The sequence below is a fragment of the Nostoc sp. genome (assembly GCF_036917635.1).
GTDB lineage: Bacteria > Cyanobacteriota > Cyanobacteriia > Cyanobacteriales > Nostocaceae > Nostoc.
Genome location: NZ_JBALCW010000061.1, coordinates 1 through 19,734, shown reverse-complemented (window position 1 = coordinate 19,734; position 19,734 = coordinate 1). Strand labels below are relative to the sequence as shown.

Here is a 19,734-nt window from a genome sequence, read left to right as displayed (position 1 = left end):
AATTACCCTTTTTTCTGCGAGCGATACTGTTGTCTGATATTCCTTTGTGGGTTCCGAGAAACTTGATGACTGCGAATTTGCGATCGCTCTGGAGCTAAATTCTCAGTATCTGCTTTTGGTGATACCTGTCCGTTTAAATATTGCCCCAATGCCCTCACCGTTGGATACTGAAACATCTCTATTATTGATAATTCTTTGGTAAAAATAGTTTGCAGTTGCTCCCGCACCTGAACTAATCGTAAAGAATTTCCACCCAGGTCAAAGAAATTATCATCCAGCGCAACTTTTTCTATTTGCAGGTTTTTTTGCCAAACATCAGCAATAAGTTGTTCTGCCTTGGTTTGTGGCATTTCCAACGAAGATGTTCTCACAACTGAGTTGGGGTTGGGAAGAGCGCGACGGTCTACTTTGCCATTAGGTGTGAGTGGCAAGGCATCAAGGATTACAAATGCCTGAGGCATCATGTAATTGGGTAGTTTCTGTTGGATAAATTCGCGTACTTGGGGTACCAGCTTCTGAACTAACTTGCCCCGTAGGGGATTGTTTGTATAGTGATTCCAGGGCTTGGAAGTGATTGTTTGGATATGCCAATTTGGCTTTGTTACCTCGCTGCGAGAAAACACAACATCATAACAACCGTCCTGACTGGCATTCCACCAACTTACGTGCATGGTATAAGCAACTTGTTCGCTCAGTTCCCAAAACTGCTCAGGATCGACACCTGCTGCTGGTAATTGCATCAGTTGCTGTTGCAGTTGTCCTACTGTCTTAGCGGCAGGGGGATTTTGTAACCATTCACTTAATTGTACTGAGTGCTGTACCCGGCTGTTAGGAATATGCCGGATTCCTAACATTTCTGGCTGCTCCTGCAATAACCTTTGATGTACCTCTGCTAAAGTTAGGTTGTCTAGTTGCCAGTCTAACCAGGAGATTGCAGTTGTTAGGGCTGATTTACCTAAATGCAGTGTAACATCGTAACGGAATTGGGTTAGCTCGTTGTGATAGTGACCACGCTTGAGTTGAATTTCTATCTGGGTTATCTGAGGAAAGTGTTGTTGTAAGGCTAAAAAGAAAGCGGGAGCGATAACCAGTTCCTCTTCTGCTGGCACACTTTGATGCACCTTCTGCTGCCATTGCTCAACAGTTAGTTCCTTAGAAGCTCTAGATAACTGAACTAAGGCGTGGTAAGCATCCAGTAACGGTAAGCTGCGGACATCACCGATAAAGATAGTGCCGCGATCGCCAATTGCCGTCATAGCTCCTTTAAGAACCCGGAGGAGATAGTCTGCACTGGGGAAATACTGCACCACTGAGTTAATAACTACAGTGTCAAATTGGCGATTGAGAATTCCCTCAAAGTCATCAGCAAGCTTATACAGCAATTTTACCCGTTCTAAACCCGGAACCATTTGTTTAATTTGCTCAACGTGCTGGAGTGCTGGTTGAGAATAATCAATTCCCCAATACTCCTGGCAGTGGGGCGCAATGCGACATAGCAGCAGTCCTGTACCACAACCAATTTCCAATACTCGCCTTGGAGACAGGGCGAGGATTCTTGCCACTGTGTTATCTACCCACTCGCGCATTTCTGAAGCAGGAATAGGTTTCCCAGTATAACTATTGTCCCAACCAATGATATTAAAGGTTATATCTGTAGATGTAGCAGGTAAACTATCACTTTCTTGGTAAACTTTTTGCCAGTTAATGATCTGTTCATTTTCCCATTCAGCCTGCTCCGAGAAAGTCTCACCTTGAATATTGGGTACTAAATAAGCTACTAAGTATTTTTCTGCTGAAATGTTTTCTTTGGCAATAACTACACTTTCTTGTACCAAGGGATGTTGGCTTAATACTGCTTCAATTTCCCCAAGTTCAATACGAAAGCCCCGAATTTTCACTTGATTATCAATCCGAGTCAGAAGCTCAATGTTTCCATCAGAAAGGTAACGACCTAAGTCCCCTGTTTTATACAGACGATTTAATTTAGAATTCTCAAAGGGGTTGGGGATGAATTTTTGCTCGGTCAAGTCCGGGCGGTTAAGGTAGCCTCTGGCAAGACCAACACCTCCAATGTGCAGTTCGCCCTCGACCCCGATAGGAACTGGTTGCAGGTTGCGGTCTAGAATATAAATTTGCGTGTTGGTAAACGGGCGTCCAATTGGGACTGTCCCATCAATAGGCAAGTTGACCTTTGTACTTTCAAAATACGTACTGTCAATGGTGGCTTCAGTTACTCCATAGGAATTAATTAAGCGAGTATCAGGACTACACAAACGTTTAAATTCCTCATACTCTTTAACATACAAGCTATCTGAACCTATTACTAGCAACCGCATGAAGTGAAGATTTTGCTTGGTTCTCTCCAGATACTGAACTAAGTTCCTGAAAACAGCTGGAACAAACTCTGCGCTATCAATCTTTTCCACGAGCATCAGATCATACAGCTTTTCTGTTTCCAAAAGCCACTCACGCGGGCATAACACTAACTTTGCCCCAGAACAAAGAGCGCGAATCATATCCCCGGAAAAGACATCAAAAGAGAAACTAGCCATTTGGAGATGACTGGTAAGAGACCGAAGCTGATATGCGTTTTCCCAACCTTGATATGCATTAACCAGACTGCGATGAGCAATCATCACACCTTTGGACTTGCCTGTAGAACCTGATGTGTAAACCACATAGGCTAAATTTTGGGATGTAGCATTACTAACCAGATTAGCTTCGTGTTCCTGGGAAATTATCTCCCAGTCTTTGTCTAAACAAACCACAGGATGCACGTGTGGAAGATATTCTACTAACCTTTGCTGAGTTAGCAACACCGAGACTTGTGAATCTGAGAGCATGAAGGTTAAGCGTTCTTTAGGATAGGCGGGGTCTAATGGTACATAAGCCCCACCCGCTTTGAGAATCCCCAGCAATCCTACGACCATTTCTAGAGAACGATCAATACAAATTCCCACTAGTACTTCTGGCCCTACCCCTAACTTTTGCAAGTAGCGTGCCAGTTGATTGGCTTGGGCGTTTAACTCTTTATAAGTCAGTTGATGGTGAGCAGTGCGTTGCGGAGGTTCCCTCCGTTGTAGCAACTGCGAACCCGGAGGGTCTTTAAACGCCACTGCTACCGCGTTTGGGGTCATTTTTACCTGATCTTCAAACAACTGATGAATACACTTATCCTGGGGATACTCTAGTTCGGTATTGTTCCACTCGAATAGCAATTGATGTTGTTCGGCTTCAGTCAGCAGAGGCAATGCCGTCAGGTGCTGCCCTGGATCAGCGACAATCCCCTTTAGTAAGATTTGGAAATGACCAGCCATTCGGCTAATTGTCGTCGCATCAAATAAGTCGGTGTTGTAATAACAAATACCATTTAGACATCCAGCTACTTCCCAAAAGTCCATTTCCAGGTCAAACCGCACACCCCCCAGAGACAAAGGCATCTTTTGCACAGTTAAACCAGGCAAATCCCAACCGTGAGTGGGAGCATTTTGGAGGGCAAACGTCACCTGTACCAGAGGGTTACGATCCAAATGGCGCTCAATTTGTAATGTTTCAACCAACATCTCGAAGGGCAAGTCCTGGTGAACATAGGCTTCTATTGTGACTTCTCGCACCTGTGCCAATAACGCTTCAAAGTTCGGTGCTTTGGATAAATCAAATCGTAGAGCCAGAGTATTGACAAAAAAGCCAATTAATGGTTCTATTTCATGACGATTGCGGTTAGCGATCGGAGAACCGATAACAATGTCAGTTTGATTGCTTATTCGTGACAGTAAAACGACAAACGCTGCTAGGAGCGTCATAAATAAAGTTGTTCCGGCTTTCTGACTCAGTTGCTTGAGTTGCTTTGTTAAATTTTGATCCAGTTGAAAATATTCTCTTGCACCGCAAAAAGTCTGTACTGCCGGACGAGGACGATCTATTGGCAATGCCAGTAGGAGCGGTGCATCTGCTAACTGCTGCTGCCAATAGCTCAAGTGATGCTCAAGAACCTGACCAGTCAACCATTGACGCTGCCAAACAGCAAAGTCGGCATACTGAATCGATAATGGTAAGAGAGAAGATGTACCACTGTTGATGGCTTGATAATGAGCAGATAGTTCGCGGATGAAAACCCCTAGTGACCAACCATCGCCTGCGATATGGTGAATTAACACCAACAGTACATGTTCCTCTTCGGAAAGTTGCCAAAGCCTGACCCGTATTACCGCATCTTGAGCCAAATCAAATGGTTGATGACCTAACAAAATAGCTTGCTTTTCCAGTTCTTGCCAGGGGTCTGGCAAATTTTGCAGGTCTACCACTGGTAGCGTTAAGGTCAAATGCGGAACAATGACTTGCACTGGCTGGTTATTTACCATGTGAAAGTGAGTACGCAAAACTTCATGCCGCTGCACTATTTCCTGTAGGGCTTGTTCCAGCACTTTGACATTTAATTTCCCACTCATCTTTAGAGGAAAGGGTATTGTATAGGCACTACTTTCACTCTCCAATTGATGGAGAAACCAAAGACGTTGCTGTGCCCAAGACAGGGGTAAGTTTTTCTCTCGGTCGGTGGGCAAAATCGGTGGTAGTGTTAGACCGATACCTTTTTGCAACTCGGCTAAGATCACCTCACTTAAATGTGCAACCGTGGGTGATTCAAATATACAGCGTAAGGGTAAATCAATTTGGAAGGCTGTTCGCAGTCTAGAAATAACTTGGGTTGCCAGTAAAGAATGTCCTCCCAATTCAAAAAAGTTATCGTAAATCCCGACTTTCTCAATACTGAGAATCGCAGCCCAAAGGTTAGCTAAAATTTCTTGGGTAGGGGTGCTCGGTGGTATAAAGCTAGATTCTAGTCTACTCTTGAAATTTTCCGGTATGGGTAGAGCGCGGCTATCAACTTTTCCATTGGACGTTAAGGGAAACTTTTCTAGGACAACAAAGGCAGATGGAATCATGTACTCAGGCAGTTTTTCATTGAGATAGTGGCGAAGGTCTTGAATATATGTCTCTAAACTGTTCCAAGTCGATTGCCGATCGCCTATACTTTTTGATCCTGTTTTTTTAGGGAAACGCTGCTTTATTGTTGTCCGTTTTCCATAAATATTATAGAGGGGGGTTGCTTCGAGTAATTTGTCCTGAACAATGGTCAAATCATATCTATGAAATTTCAGCAACTCCGTAATTTCAGTAAGTCTGCCATTAATATCATGAACCTCAACAATAATTTGCTGGATTTTTAACCAATCTCTTTCTTGAATTCCTGCTAATACATCCCGTTCACTTTTTTCCACATCTATTTTGAGTAAATCAATACGCTCAATTTGATTTTCTTCGATGATCTCAGAAATTGTTTTTAACTGACAGGTAAATTGCTCACTCTGCAAGCGTTCAACTAATAATTCATCCAGTACTTCTTGTGATACTGTTGTCCCATTGCCTATTCCCGCATGTTGCTTAAGCAAAAAGGATTTGACAACTTCTTTTTCCTCAAATGCGTCAGCAAAGCGTCCAGAAATGACGGAAACATTGGGATAATAGGTAAATTCAGCAGATTTAGTTTCCCCAGAAAGACCAATGTTAAAGACTTTGGCATCGAGATGGTAAAGTTCTGCATTCAAGCGTAACAATTCAAAGATAGGGGGAATAGGTTCAAAAGCATAGATTTTTACCTTTGGGCAAGCTTGAGCAGCAAATAAACTAAACAAACCGATATTCGCCCCGACATCAAAAATGCAGTCTCCTTCATCAAGGGTAATTCCATGCTGTAAATAGGATTGATCGGTAAATATTTCTTGATAAAGAAATTCTGTTTCTGTTTTATTGAGATGAGCGATCGTCATCCCATTGGGTAACTCATAGAGAGAGCGATCGCTTAGTATACCCTGCTCTCTTAAACTCACCAAATTGAAAATAGTTGAAGCTTGGATATGGTCAGGAACAATATAGGCTACCAATCGCTTATTATTAGGTTCATCCTCTCTGGCAAGTACAACACATTCTCGCACAGCTTGGTGCCCAGAAAGTAGTGCTTTAATTTCTCCTAACTCAATCCGAAAGCCCCGAATTTTGACTTGATGATCGATACGTCCTTTATACTCAAGCTCACCTGTAAGCAGATATCGCGCTAAATCCCCCGTTTTGTATAAACGCCCTTGCTGCTGATTACTAAAGGGATTGGGCACAAACCGCTCCTCGGTGAGTTCACTGCACCGCCAATACCCCCTCGCCACACCACCACCGCCAACATAAATTTCTCCTACCACTCCAATGGGTACAGGTTCTTGGTATTTGTCCAGAAGGTAAATCTGCAAGTCAGGAATTGGCTGCCCAATTAAGCTACTTGTAGCTTTCACATCAGCTAGGGTTAAACGACGGATTGTTACATGAACCGTTGTTTCTGTAATGCCGTACATGTTTACCAACTGGGGTAGTTCATCCCCATGCCGTTCAAACCAAGGTTGCAACAAAGGTAACGAGAGTGCTTCTCCGCCAAATATCACCACCCGTAAACTCAATTTTTCTGTTGTCTTTGAGTGTTCATCAACTTGAATTAGTTGGTAAAAAGCGGATGGAGTTTGGTTGAGAACACTCACTTGTTCAGCAACCAGTAAGTTGTAGAATGCTTGCGAGTCTCGGCTCACCTCGTAAGACACAACCACAACACACCCGCCATACAACAAGCCTCCCCACAGTTCCCAAACGGAAAAGTCAAATGCAAATGAGTGGAACAGCGTCCATACATCCGTTTGATTAAACTGATACCAATCTTCTGTTGCTTTGAATAACCGAACGACATTGTAATGAGTGATTAATACTCCTTTGGGCTTTCCTGTAGAGCCGGATGTATAAATCATGTACGCTAGGTTATCATCCTGTACACCACTGACTAGGTTATTTTGGGGGTACTGAGCAATTTTGTCTGCTTGTTCATCTAAATACACTACAAAACTGCTCTGAGCTAGAGTGTTGCGTAATTGCGAATTCGTTACCAACACTTGCACTTGTGCATCTTCTAGTATGTGGTTCAGCCGTTCTTGGGGATTATTGGGGTCTAGTGGTACGTATGCCCCTCCGGCTTTGAGTATTCCCAATATGCCCACGATCATCTCTAGTGAACGTTCTACGCAAATACCTACCTTAGTTTCTGGTTTTACACCCAGAGTTTGCAGGTGATGCGCCAGTTGATTAGCCTGCTGATTCAATTCCCGATAAGTCAGATGTTGTCCTTCAAACTTAAGTGCTACAGCTTCGGGTGTCTTCTCCACCTGTGCTTCAAACAACTCATGCAAACACAAAAACTCAGACTCAATCCTCTGTATTTCTTTCCCTAGCAACTGCTCCCTTTCTGTAGCGTTGAGTATTGACAAATTGCCGATACACTGGTTTGGAGATTCAACAATTCTTGCTAGCAAAGTCTGAAAATGCCCACTGATGCGCTGAATTATTTCCTTATCAAACAGATAGGCGTTGTACTCTAGTTTCCCTAGCAGTTCTGAGTTTGTTTCCCACAAGTTTAAGGTTAAATCAAAGGTTGCTCCAGCTGTTGGTTTACTCAACTCGAGTTCCGTTGTGATGATTCCTGGAAGTTGCAATTTCTCCTGATTGATAGTTTCTAAAGTGAACATTACTTGCAAAAGGGGATTATTACGCGATTTGCGATCTATTTTCAGAGCTTCAATAACTTTAATAAAGGGAACTTCACTATGAGCATACGCTTCTAAAACAACTTTTTTTACTTCAGTTAACAGTTCTCGAAAGGTAGGATTATCATAAATCTGAATACGTAAGCCAAGTGTATTGACAAAAGCACCAATAAGTGGGTTTATTTGCGCTGAGGTGCGATTAGCAATACCAGTTCCAATAACTAAATCTTCCTGATGGGTGTAGCGGGAAAGTAAGATGGCGAAAGCAGCCAGGAGGGTGGTAAAAAGGGTTGTCCCAGACTGTTGACTTAACTGCTTCAACTTGCCAGTTATCTCAGCACTCACAGACAACCGTATTATACCAGATTGAAACGCTTGCTTTACGTGATCATTGCGATCGCTTAAGTAGGGCAGTTCCAAAACAGGCACAACGTCTGCCAACTGTTGCTGCCAGTAGTTTAACTGTCGGTGAAAATTCTCAAGAGTGGTCTGTTGATTTTGCCAATGAGCAAAATCAGCATATTGAATAGGGAGTTCTGGTAAAGAAGCTATTTTTCCTGTTGAAACTTCTTGATACAGGGCTGATAATTCCCGCAAAAATATCTGGATTGACCAATCATCACAGATAATGTGGTGCAGATTGAACATCAACAAGTGAGTCTGAGGATGAAGACGGATTAAAGTCACTCGCCACACAGGAGGCTGATTCAAATCAAAAGCACGGGTACGCTCTTGCAAAAGAAGTCGTTGTGCTTGAGAAATACGCTCAGTTTCTGATAAGTTCTGCAAGTCAATTACAGGAATGTCAAAGGTCATCTGAGGTGTAATGACCTGTACTGGCGAACCATTCACCACCTTGAACCCAGTCCTAAGAATGGAATGACGCGCAATCAGATATTGGATTGCTCGCTCGAAGTTGGAAATATCCAGGTCTCCTTCCAAGCGAAACGCCCTCACCATGTTGTAGATATAATTTGACTCTTCTAGGTGATGGAGTAGCCAAAATTGTTCTTGAGTGAAGGATAAAGGCAAACCATCATTTTTTATAGTTGCATCAACAGGTTTAATAATTGATTGTGACTCAAGTACTGATTGATTTAGGAATGCTAAAATTTCTGTTTTGTATGTTCTTATTTGAGCCAATATATCTGAAGTTAGGATACCTTTAGGCGCTTGATAGCAGAGGTTGTTGCCATCAGCCCAGACTTTGATATCAAGACGGCTAAGTTCTAATAACAGTTCATCAAGCGTTTTCATAGCATACCTTCTTCATTATCATCTGTGCTGTTATCAGGCACATTTTTTTGTTCTAATGTTATCCGACAAATGTTTTCAATACGTTTGGCTAGTTGAGCTATTGTTGGTAATTCAAATACAGTTACTAAAGGAATATTTATTGATAAAGCGTTAAATAATTGTGCAATAAGTTCATTAACAAGTAGGGAGTGACCCCCTAACTCAAAAAAGTTATCATGAATCCCAATTTCTTCTACCCCGAGAATTTGAGTCCAGATGTCAACTAGTATCTGCTCAGTAGGAGTGCGAGGCAAAACTAAACTTTCTAACTGCGCTCTTTGCATCTGATTGAAAACAGGTAAACCCAAACGGTCAACTTTGCCGTTGAGTGTTAAGGGTAGCGCTTCTAAAGTCATAAAAGTTGAAGGAACCATGTAGTCTGGTAGGCTTTTTAAGAGCAGACTTCGTAGTTCTCGCAGTGAGAGTGCTTGTTGGGGAACGAGCGGCACAATATAGGCTCTTAGACCTAGATGATCGGGTGATGCTACGACAGCAGCCTCTCGGATGAGGTTGGTATTTATTAATGCCATTTCGACTTCCGAAATGTCGATGCGGTAGCCTCTGACTTTCACCTGGAAGTCTTTTCTGCCTAAGTGCAAAAGGCAGCCATCTGGCAACATACAGCCTAAGTCGCCCGTTTTATATAACAGCTTATTTTCTTCTTGGGCATTTTTCAAAAGTACTACTTCGGTCAAGTCTGGTCTTTGCCAATAACCACAAAAAAGATAACGACTTCTGACTACAATTTCACCAATCTGATTAAACTCAACTGGTTTACCTTCATCATCAATTAACAAAACCTCATGATCCTCAACTGCATAGCCAGCTGGTACAGTACTGCCAATAATTTCTGTTTCCCGATCAACAAAGTACTGACGAATTGGGCTAATTTCTGAACCTCCTAAATTGGCAACAAAAATACAGTCATCAGAGAAATGCTGCTTGTAAAGTTCTACATCTTTTTTGTAGACTGTCTCACTTCCTACCTGAATTAGGCGCAATTTGGTAAACTTCTCCTGTTGAGTTAAGGTGTTAACAAAATGGCGAAACATAGTCGCTACTACAAACAAGATGGTTATTTCTTGCTGGTTCAGCCAGCTACTTAAACCTATTAGCCCTTCTTGTTTAACGTTATATGGCAGAAGAGTTGCACCATTGAGCAACGAGCAGAAGATATCTCTCACAGCACCAGCAAAATTTGGGGAGTACAAAAGCGCTAGCTTATCATTGGCACAAATATGACCGCTGTTGGTATAGTTCATCGTCAGATGCAGAATATAACGATGGTTTTGGATCACGCCTTTAGGCTGCCCTGTTGAGCCAGAGGTATAAATAATGTAGGCAAAATTATCTGGTTGCAGAGGTAAATCTAGATTTTCACAAGAAATGCTGGAATCTATCTCGTCAATATTGAGTATTTCTAATCCGCTAATTTGCAATTTTTTGGCAAATGAGATATTTCTGCTATCTGTTAGCAATAAACCTGCTTGTGAATCTTTCAGAATATAGCTAATCCTTGCTTGTGGCAGCGAGGCATCTAGTGGTACATAAAACTTACCAACTTTCAATACACCCATAATTGCAGCAATTATCGGAGCACCACTCTCAAATAATATTGCAATTGGTTCTGCTTGGCGTTCAGCTTTGCTGCGCCGAAGGTGTTCGCCTTCGGCGCAGCAAAGCTGAACGCGCTTGATTAAGATAGCCCTGGCTATCCGATTGGCAAACTGATTCAGGGCATTATATGTGAACACATGCTCCCCAGTCTTAACAGCAATCTGCTCAGGATGCATATCTACTTGTTTTTGAAAGCGCTCAGGAACCGATAGTTCAACATCTTTCTTGTCGAACTTTATAAAAGGGGTATTTGGGTGGACATTACGTCTCTGAATTAACTGTTGCAAAGAGTTATTCATCGTTGATCTTCATGATTAGGGCTATTTAATTTTTCTTGGCGTTAATGACTGACTGTCCTCAAATGCTGCAAGGATTTAAGTCTACTCTTCAAAGTTAGTGTTACAGGATCAATAATTTCTAATTTTGATAAGAACCTCTTAACTTGCTTAGAAGAATGAGTTTTCAACCATTCCAGCAAGTAGGGAATTTCGCTACATCCAGCGATGATACAGTCAACAGAAGGCTGGAGTTTGAGTAGTTCAACGAAAAAATGCTCACCGACTTTACAAGCAAAATTGTAGTCAGATGTTTTTACTCCTTGATAAATAGATTGCATTAATATTGATTGCAATTCATCGTTTGGTTCTAAGTAAACAATGCCCACTTTTTGAAGTGGTCGAGAGTAAACACATCCTAGTCGCGTTGCTGTAGTACATAGAATTAAAGGCTGACAAAAGTTTCGTTGTTGCAAGTGCTGTATTGTAATGTCAATCAAAGAGATCCATCGCAGTCTGAAAAAAATCTTTGAATAATTAAGCAGGAGTTGCTGCATCACTTCAGGTAAGAAATAATGAGCGCCATTGCACAGAACGATCAACTCAACAGGTTCAACGCTAGAGCAAATATACTGCATTGCTTCTCGGATAGCGATCGCAAGCATGATCGCTAAATCCGGCTCTTGAGATGCACCAATTTGAGTCTTTTGTTGAATGGCCGTAGTGCGATTAGGCAATGAACAAGCTTGAAACAGAACAATTTCCCTACTGTTTTGGAACATCTGACAGGCTACCTCAAAAGCTCCCAAACCTGCTAAAGGTCCCATTCCGCCCAACAATAGTAAAGGAGGCGCTTGAGTCTGTTTTGGTCTAAGCACAATGACTTCAGTGGGGTAACTTTGATCCTCAACAGCCTCTGAGCGTAGCTTTTTGTTTTGAGCGATCGCACACAGATGTTGTCGAAAATCTAAAGTTGCAGCAATAGCTTGTTGAGCATCGTTAAAAAAATGTTGAGCTTGAGGTTTAAGACACGGATAGCAGATGTTTTGCTGCATTTATTTCTTGTCTCATCTCTATAGTTAGTGCTTCCATTACAGTACCTAACCGAGTTAGGTACTCCTTAAACAAAAGTTTTGCCTGTGTATAGTCAATTGGAGTGTTAGTAGCTTTGCTGTACTCATTCAAGGCTTTGACGACTACTTGAAAGTGAGCCACTTCCGTTTCGTCTGCAACATGAACACCGATATAGAACAGAGCTTTCTTTTTTTCTTCAGGGGAAAAGTGGTAATAGTTCTCAATTAATTCTGAAAAAGCAAATAAGGCTCGCGTATACTCACCGTGGTTGTAAATTTCTGAGAACATATTTGTGAATAACCCCTTGTAAATATCATCTACCACCATGTTGTGATATATCCATTTCTTAAAATCACGCGCTTGGGGTAAACAATATTCATCTAATTGCCAAGGGTAATTTCCTAAAAAGCTGTTAGCAAAATCTTCATAGAGTGCAGCGTGAGTTACACCTTCGTAGTCTAATCCCAAATCTTCGTGACTAGTTTCAGCATTGAAGGCGCTAGCTAATAATAATTGTTCCCGTTCTTGAATATTTTTGGTTAAAGCAAGACGTTGTAAACGGCAAGATAGGCCATATATACCTAACATTTTCAAGTGCGTAGCTTTCCAGGAATTAAAGAATGTAGCTAGCATTTTGCTTGACCAGCAATGGGTAGGTAACAGATCAAAAAAGTTTTCACAATGTTGCAGTGCTTCACTTGCTTCCAAGAAACTCTGACTCAAAGCCTGTTGCAACTTTTCATCAGAAACCATGTTGATAATACTGCTAACCGTACGGATAATGCTAGATGTTGACGCGATCGTAGACATATGATGTTAAAGGCTTCCTTTGCACCAGGAGAAACTGGAGCAATCTTTTCCAAGCTAATGTTAAGCATATCAGGTTGTCAGCAATAGAATCCGTTACTAAAATTCATAGTTGCAGAGGTTTACAAATTTTCATGTAAGAGAATGAAAACTAAAACAGTAAATATGAATTTTTTGGATAACTTTTGCAAATACCCTGACTCTAACAGTTTATTAAAGCATTTTCATTTGAAATCAAACAAGTACATAAATGTCATATCTTTATCTCTGCTGGAAGATATTTTTAGTTACTGCTTCACAAACTAGTTTTTTGGCAATATATAAGTATTACAACTTTGAATAAGTAAATAGGTACAATTAAACCAAAGTATGTAAACTTATGTAAAGCGCAAAAAAAGCTTTAAATATAAGCTTTTAAGCTATTTAAATTTCTTAATTTAGTTGTCTTTTTTAGCGCCCACCTACTTATATAATGTCATACATATTATTCTTGTTCATATATATAAATAGTTTGTCAATAAATATAATTCATATATTTAGTTAAGTTACATTAATTTTGATGACAGAAAATTAAATATAAATTATTAATTAAATATTGCTATATGGGATGACAATTCCTTGTAGGCGATAGATTATTGTTAATTAAATTTGCTTAAAACAATGATTGCCCAAGAAATTATCAAACGCTATGCAGCGAAGGAAAGAGATTTTCAACACCTGAATTTAAGCCAGATTTATTTGCAGGGTGTTGATTTCAGTGGTGTTGATTTCAGCTATGCTAACCTCAGTAGTGCCAATCTCAGTGAGGCTAACTTAAGTTATGCCACGCTGGTTTGGACAGACCTAAATCGAGCAGACTTGCAAAAAGCCAATTTGCAAAACGCAAATCTATTAAATGTGAGTTTATTGTGGGCAAATTTGAGTCACGCTACTCTAACTAGGGTGAACTTAACCGGCGCTCACTTGAATTATGCCAAGCTTGATTCTGTCTGCTTACGAGAGGCAATTTTAACAGAGACTGATTTAGAAAAGGCTTGTTTGACTCGAGCAGACTTAACTGGGGCAAATTTGTTTAAAGCAAATCTCAAAGCCACAGACTTTACTGGTGCTAAGTTTGATGATGCCAATCTGCGTGAATCCAACTGGGAAGGAGCAATTTTATGTACTGCTTCTTTGCAACGAGTTGATTTGGAAGGAGCGCAATTACACGATACTATTTTAAAGGGAGCTAACTTAACAGAATCAGATTTAATTAAATCAGACTTGAGTAGTGCAGATTTGAGTGATGCAATTTTACGTCAAACTGCCTTGGAGTTAGCCTGTTTATTTAATACAGACTTGAGTCGTGCTGATTTAAAGTTAGCTTCTTTATTTAACGCCAACTTAGAGGAGGCAGTTCTAAATGAGGCAAATTTGAGTGATAGTGATTTAAGACACACAAATTTTACAAATACTCAATTAGAAAGAGTAAATTTTTCCGGTTCTCGCGTTAAGGGAGCGGTATTTACCGATGCTATTGGGTTAACTTCTCAACAAAAGCAATGGCTGAGGCAAAATGGAGCATTGAATATTTCTGATTTTTAGAATGATGGCTAATATTAATTCGTGATGTATAGTTATGAAAGTCTAAATATGTAGAAATGGAAGGCTTGCACCTTTGCTTTGAGAGAATTGGGATGAAAATAAATATAATTTTAAACATCTTTAATTTTGAAGAGAGATGAGGAGTCTAGAACAATTTATCCAATTGACAGAAGCATTAATTACTAATAAAACAGGGAAATCACTCTCATTTATCCAAAAAGCTGTCTTGTCAGGATCTCTATTGGAAACAAAAAAAAGTTACGGGCAAATTGCTACAGAAAATAACTACTCTGAGAACTATATTAGGCAATTAGTTGCTCCTAAATTATGGCAACTACTTTCTATTACTCTTGGTGAGAAAGTTAATCGAACCAATTGTCGTGCTGTGCTAGAGCAACGACTAGACAGTTCATATTTGCAAACAATATCTCAGTCTACACAGATGCGGCAAAAGATAGATCTAGAACCTCCAGAAGGACAAGTTTCGCTTTCTTCTACCTTATATATTGAACGGGGCTTAGAACAAGTCTGTTATCGAGCAATTCTTCAACCTCGTGCGTTTATCCACATCAAAGCGCCGCGAAAGATGGGGAAAACTTCTTTAATGACTAGAATCCTCGCTTATGGGAGTTCGCATGATTATCATACTGTAAGGTTAAGTTTACATCGTGCTGAAACAGAAGTTTTTAGCTCATTAGAAAAATTTTTACGCTGGTTTTGTGCCAATGTTACTCATCAGTTAGGAATAAAGTCAAAGTTACAAGAATATTGGGACGAGGATATGGGTGATTTGATGAACTGTACTATCTACTTTCAAGGGTATGTATTACAGGAAATCCCTACTCCCGTTATCTTAGCATTAGATGAAGTAAATAAATTGTTTGAATATCCTCAATTAACTCGTGATTTCTTGAGGCTATTGCGCTCATGGTATGAAGAAACAAGAGATATATCAATTTGGCAAAAATTACGAGTGTTAATTGTTAAATCTACCGATATTTATATTAATTTAGATATTAATAAATCTCCTTTTAATGTAGGATTAGCAATTGAATTGCCTACTTTTACAAGATTGCAGTTAGAAGATTTAGCACAACGTCACGGACTCGAAATGACAGCTTTGCAATTTGAACAATTAATGGCGCTTACAGGAGGATTTCCTTACTTGGTGCGACTGGCATTTTATCATAGCGTTCAATATCAAATTCCTGTAGACGATATACTACAAAATGCCACAAATGATACTGGAATTTTTAGCGATTATTTGCACAATCAGTTACATTGTCTTTTGCAAAATCCTGATTTGGTTGATGGTTTTCAACAGGTTATTAAGTCAACTGTACCGATTACCTTAGAACAAGAAGTAGCATTTAAGTTAAAAAGTTTGGGGCTGATATATATGGAAGGAAAAACTGCAACAGTAAGTTGTGATTTGTATAGACAGTATTTTAGCGATCGCTTTACCAAGAATACAGCAATTTTAAATCATTCGTAACAAATAAAAAGTCGGTTCTGTGGGCTTCAAATAAAAAAACGAGTTAACCATGTTTAAAATAATAAACATTCATAGACAGTACTCTCGGTACTTTAAAATATACACCATTTTATTGTTTAATAATATATTTACTTATTTTATTACCTGTTCTCATCCAGCTAATGCTCAAATAATACCCGATCGCACTTTGGGAAGCGAACAATCTACCATTACCCCTCAAAATGTACGTGAATTAATTGATGGAGGTGCAATTCGTGGTGGTAATCTCTTCCACAGTTTTCAAGAATTTAATGTTAATCAAGGACAACAGGTTTATTTTGCTAATCCGTCGGGTATTAATAATATCCTCACTCGCGTTACAGGAAATCATATATCTAAAATTTTTGGCACATTAGGTGTAGATGGTGTTGCAAACTTATTTTTGATTAATCCGAATGGGATTATTTTTGGTAAAAATGCCAGATTAGATATTGCAGGTTCTTTTACAGCTAGTACTGCAAATGCAATTAAATTAGGAACAAATGGGTTATTTAGTACTACTGAAACTCAAAAAAGTAATTTATTAACAATTCAACCAACAGCTTTATTTTCTAATGCCCTACACCAACCACAGACAGAAATTAGCAATCAGGGAAATTTAACAATAGGTACTGGGCAAACTCTGACTTTACAGGGAGATATTATTACTAATAGAGGTTCCCTAACTGTACCAGAAGGAACTGTAAAGCTTTTAGGTAATCAGGTGAGCTTATTAAATAATGCCAAGATTAACACTGATGCTCTCAAAAACGGCAATGGCGGCACTGTAATTATTAAAGCAAATAATTTGACGCATTTTGAGGGTAATATTAGCGCCCGTGGTGGTGAAAATTCTGGGAAGGGTGGGTTTGTAGAAGTATCAGGTGGCAGGGTGGAATTTGTTGGTACTGTAGATACTAGTACTGTAAATGGTTTTGGAACATTACTGCTTGACCCGAAAGATATTCTGATTCAACCAGGGGGTACTGTTAGCGGTCAAAGTCTAAGCCAAGCGTTAGCGGTCAATAATGTCAGTTTACAGGCTAACAATGATATTACTGTTGATGATGATATCACTGGTATTGGGGCAAATAATCTTAACTTAGAAGCGGGGCGATCGCTCACCATCAATCCCAACCGCAGTATCATTCTCAATGGTGGTAATTTTAACGCGAAAATTAACGATGAAAATGCGATCGCCACCGAAAGAGATCCTGGAGTAGCGCAATTTTTCATGAACCCAGGTTCCCAAATCCTCACCAATGGCGGAAATACAACTATTACATCAGGAACTTTTGGGCAAACCAGTCAAATTAATACTACCGATGCATCTATTATCTCTGCAAAAAGTAGCGGCAATGGTGGCGACATTACTCTAAACGCTATCAATGATATTACGACTGGTAATTTAATTAGTGGGTTTTTCAACATACCAAATATCACCGACTCCAATAATAGTGGTGACATCGTTATTAACAGCAGCGCAGGCGGAATTACCACTACTAATTATCTGTTAGCTAATGCCCAACAGCAAGCAGGAAATATTTCTCTCACCGCCGCAGGTAATCTCAGCCTCAATGCCGCAGGCGACTTTCCCCGCTCAGGTAATATCGCTTCTATTGGAGATACACCAGGTAAAATTACATTTACTAGTGGTAATATCCTCTCTGGTAAAAATATTCGCATCATCAATGCCAACTTAGGTGCAGATAAAGGCAATGATATTACCCTCACCGCCCGCTCAATTTTTCTAGATACTACATCTATTTTTGCCCTAGCCAGGGGTAAAGGTCGAGGGGGAAATATGATTCTCAATGCTACAGATGATGTAGTCATGCAGACAAGCGATATTGGTACAAATTCCGATGCGGCGTTGGCTGTAAATCTTCCTACTGGTGCTAGCGGCGATGCTGGAGATTTTACTCTCAATGCTCGTCGGTTGAGCATTAGCCAAGATCCTACAGCTTTTTTCCCATTTAAAGCAACTTCCATAAGTACTGGAACTGACCTAAACACGACAGGAAATGCCGGGAATTTAACAATCAATGCTTCAGAATCCGTAGAAGTTATCGGTCGTCAACCCACAACCCCGATACTTACCCCTAGCCAATTGGTGAGCCAACTTCTACAAGGAACAGGAGTAGGTATAAACACAAATGCTTTTGGGAGTGGTAACTCTGGGAAACTGACGGTTAACACTGGGCGCTTAGTTGTTCAAGATGCAGGTGGAATTAGCACGTTCCCAGTTTCAGGTAATGGCGGAGATTTAACAATTAATGCTACAGAGATATTGTTGCAGAATTTTGCCGGCATTCAAACGGCAACTGCTGGTTCCGGGCAAGCCGGGAATTTGACAATTAATGCTGATAATGTAACGCTCACCAATAGGTCGATAATCGATGCAGCGGCGCTAGCTGGTACGGGTAATGCAGGCAACTTAACTTTATCGGTTAAACAACTAAATGTCCGTGATGGTTCCATTGTTTCCTCAGCAACCACAGGAGAGGGAAATGGAGCAACATTAAATCTCAACGCTACCGACAAAGTAGAAGTGGTGGGAACTTTCGCAGACAATAGCAGTTTTCCCAGTAGCATCGCAACGGCTTCCTTGAGTCCAATTGGTAATGCTGGGGCTTTGAATATTACGACTGGGCAGTTAATTATCCACCAAGGGGGAGAGATTACCAGTGGTACCGTTGGTCAAGGAAATGGCGCACCCATTACAATTAATACCCGCAGGCTGCAATTAGATAATGGTAGGATTAACGCTTCAACTGCTGGTGCTGGTAATGGCGGTGATATTACTATCAACGCCAGCGAATCTGTAGAAGTTGCTGGTAATGGATTTACAGACTTGCAGGAAAAAATTATCAATCCAGCTTATGCGGGTACTCTCAACCTTGCTAACTTTGACCAGGGAATTGTTGCTGTCAGCGCAGGCCAAGGTAAAGCCGGAAATGTTGTGATTCAAACCCCGAATTTTCTTACCCGCAATAGTGGATTAATTGCTACTACTGCCTTGGGTCAAGGACAAGGGGGGAATATTACTATCAATAGCAGTGATAACTTCGAGTTAGATAACTCTTTCATCGGTACAGGAACATTAACCAATGCCGAATCTGGCAATGTTAACTTAACAGCACGTCAACTTACAGCTAAAGGCGGCGCACAGGTATTTACTACTACCTTTGGTTCTGGAAAAGCTGGGGATTTAACAGTTAATGGTTTCGAGTCCATTGATTTAATTGACCCCTCGCAGCAGGGTTTTGGCTCAGGCTTATTTGCCTCTTCGGCTCAAACTGCTTCAGGAAACGGGGGAGACATTAATATCAGCATTCCCAATGGTGACTTAAATATTGGCGATCGCGCAACCGTATCTGTCAACGCTTTAGGAACAGGCAATGCTGGAGATATTAATATTGATGCCCGTGCAATTTCTCTTAATCAAGGTTCCATCACTGCTACCAGCGTTTCTGGACAAGGAGGTAACATCAACCTCAAGGTATCCAATAACCTACTTTTACGAAATAACAGTCAAATTTCCACTCGTGCAGGAACAGAAAACAGTGGCGGTGGTAATGGTGGCAATATCAATATTAATAGTGAATTTATTACTGCTGTTCCGCAAGAAAACAGTGACATCACCGCCAATGCTTTTGCTGGTAATGGTGGGAATATCAACATTACTAGTCAAGGTATTTTTGGCTTACAGGTTAGTAACGAACTCACCCCAAATAGTGACATCACCGCCAGTTCTCAATTAGGCATTAATGGCACGATTAATATCAACACCCCAGATGTTGATCCCTCTAGAGGATTAACTCAATTGCCTTCTGTGCCTACCAGGGCAAACGCATCTTAATTGGAACGAAAAATGAGGTATGATGGAGGGTTAGCATTTTTGCTGCTACTCCAGGTGAGCGGTGCATCCACTACT

At 40.5% G+C, this 19,734-nt stretch carries 7 protein-coding genes; 3 read left to right on the top strand and 4 right to left on the bottom strand.

Going from position 1 to position 19,734, the window contains the following annotated elements; genetic code table 11:
* Window positions 1-2: 2 nt before the first annotated feature.
* From V7K32_RS15705 to V7K32_RS15690, 4 genes are read right to left on the bottom strand one after another with little or no spacing between them, the layout of a single operon-like run.
* The gene (locus V7K32_RS15705; RefSeq protein ID WP_334994733.1) at window positions 3-8,888 is read right to left on the bottom strand and encodes an amino acid adenylation domain-containing protein; all 8,886 of its coding nucleotides are present in this window, start codon (window positions 8,886-8,888) and stop codon (window positions 3-5) included.
* Window positions 8,885-10,843: a non-ribosomal peptide synthetase gene (locus tag V7K32_RS15700; RefSeq protein WP_334994731.1), complete on the bottom strand. Its 1,959-nt coding sequence runs from the start codon at window positions 10,841-10,843 to the stop codon at window positions 8,885-8,887. The genes V7K32_RS15705 and V7K32_RS15700 overlap by 4 nt, the downstream gene beginning before the upstream one ends.
* A gap of 41 nt (window positions 10,844-10,884) precedes the next feature.
* Window positions 10,885-11,874, bottom strand: a complete 990-nt coding sequence (locus tag V7K32_RS15695; protein ID WP_334994729.1) for an aspartate/glutamate racemase family protein — start codon at window positions 11,872-11,874, stop codon at window positions 10,885-10,887.
* Window positions 11,843-12,646, bottom strand: a complete 804-nt coding sequence (locus V7K32_RS15690) for a hypothetical protein (protein ID WP_334994727.1) — start codon at window positions 12,644-12,646, stop codon at window positions 11,843-11,845. Before V7K32_RS15690 ends, V7K32_RS15695 begins: the two co-directional genes overlap by 32 nt.
* Before the next feature lie 714 nt (window positions 12,647-13,360).
* Between V7K32_RS15690 and V7K32_RS15685 the strand changes: the two genes are divergently transcribed.
* From V7K32_RS15685 to V7K32_RS15675, 3 genes are all read left to right on the top strand, one after another.
* Complete coding sequence (locus V7K32_RS15685; RefSeq protein WP_334994725.1) at window positions 13,361-14,284, top strand: pentapeptide repeat-containing protein; 924 nt, start codon at window positions 13,361-13,363, stop codon at window positions 14,282-14,284.
* Window positions 14,285-14,420: 136 nt separating this feature from the next.
* Window positions 14,421-15,779, top strand: coding sequence for an AAA-like domain-containing protein (locus V7K32_RS15680; RefSeq protein ID WP_334994723.1), 1,359 nt, complete (start codon window positions 14,421-14,423; stop codon window positions 15,777-15,779).
* A gap of 112 nt (window positions 15,780-15,891) precedes the next feature.
* Window positions 15,892-19,659, top strand: coding sequence for a two-partner secretion domain-containing protein (locus V7K32_RS15675; RefSeq protein WP_334994721.1), 3,768 nt, complete (start codon window positions 15,892-15,894; stop codon window positions 19,657-19,659).
* Window positions 19,660-19,734 lie beyond the last annotated feature (75 nt).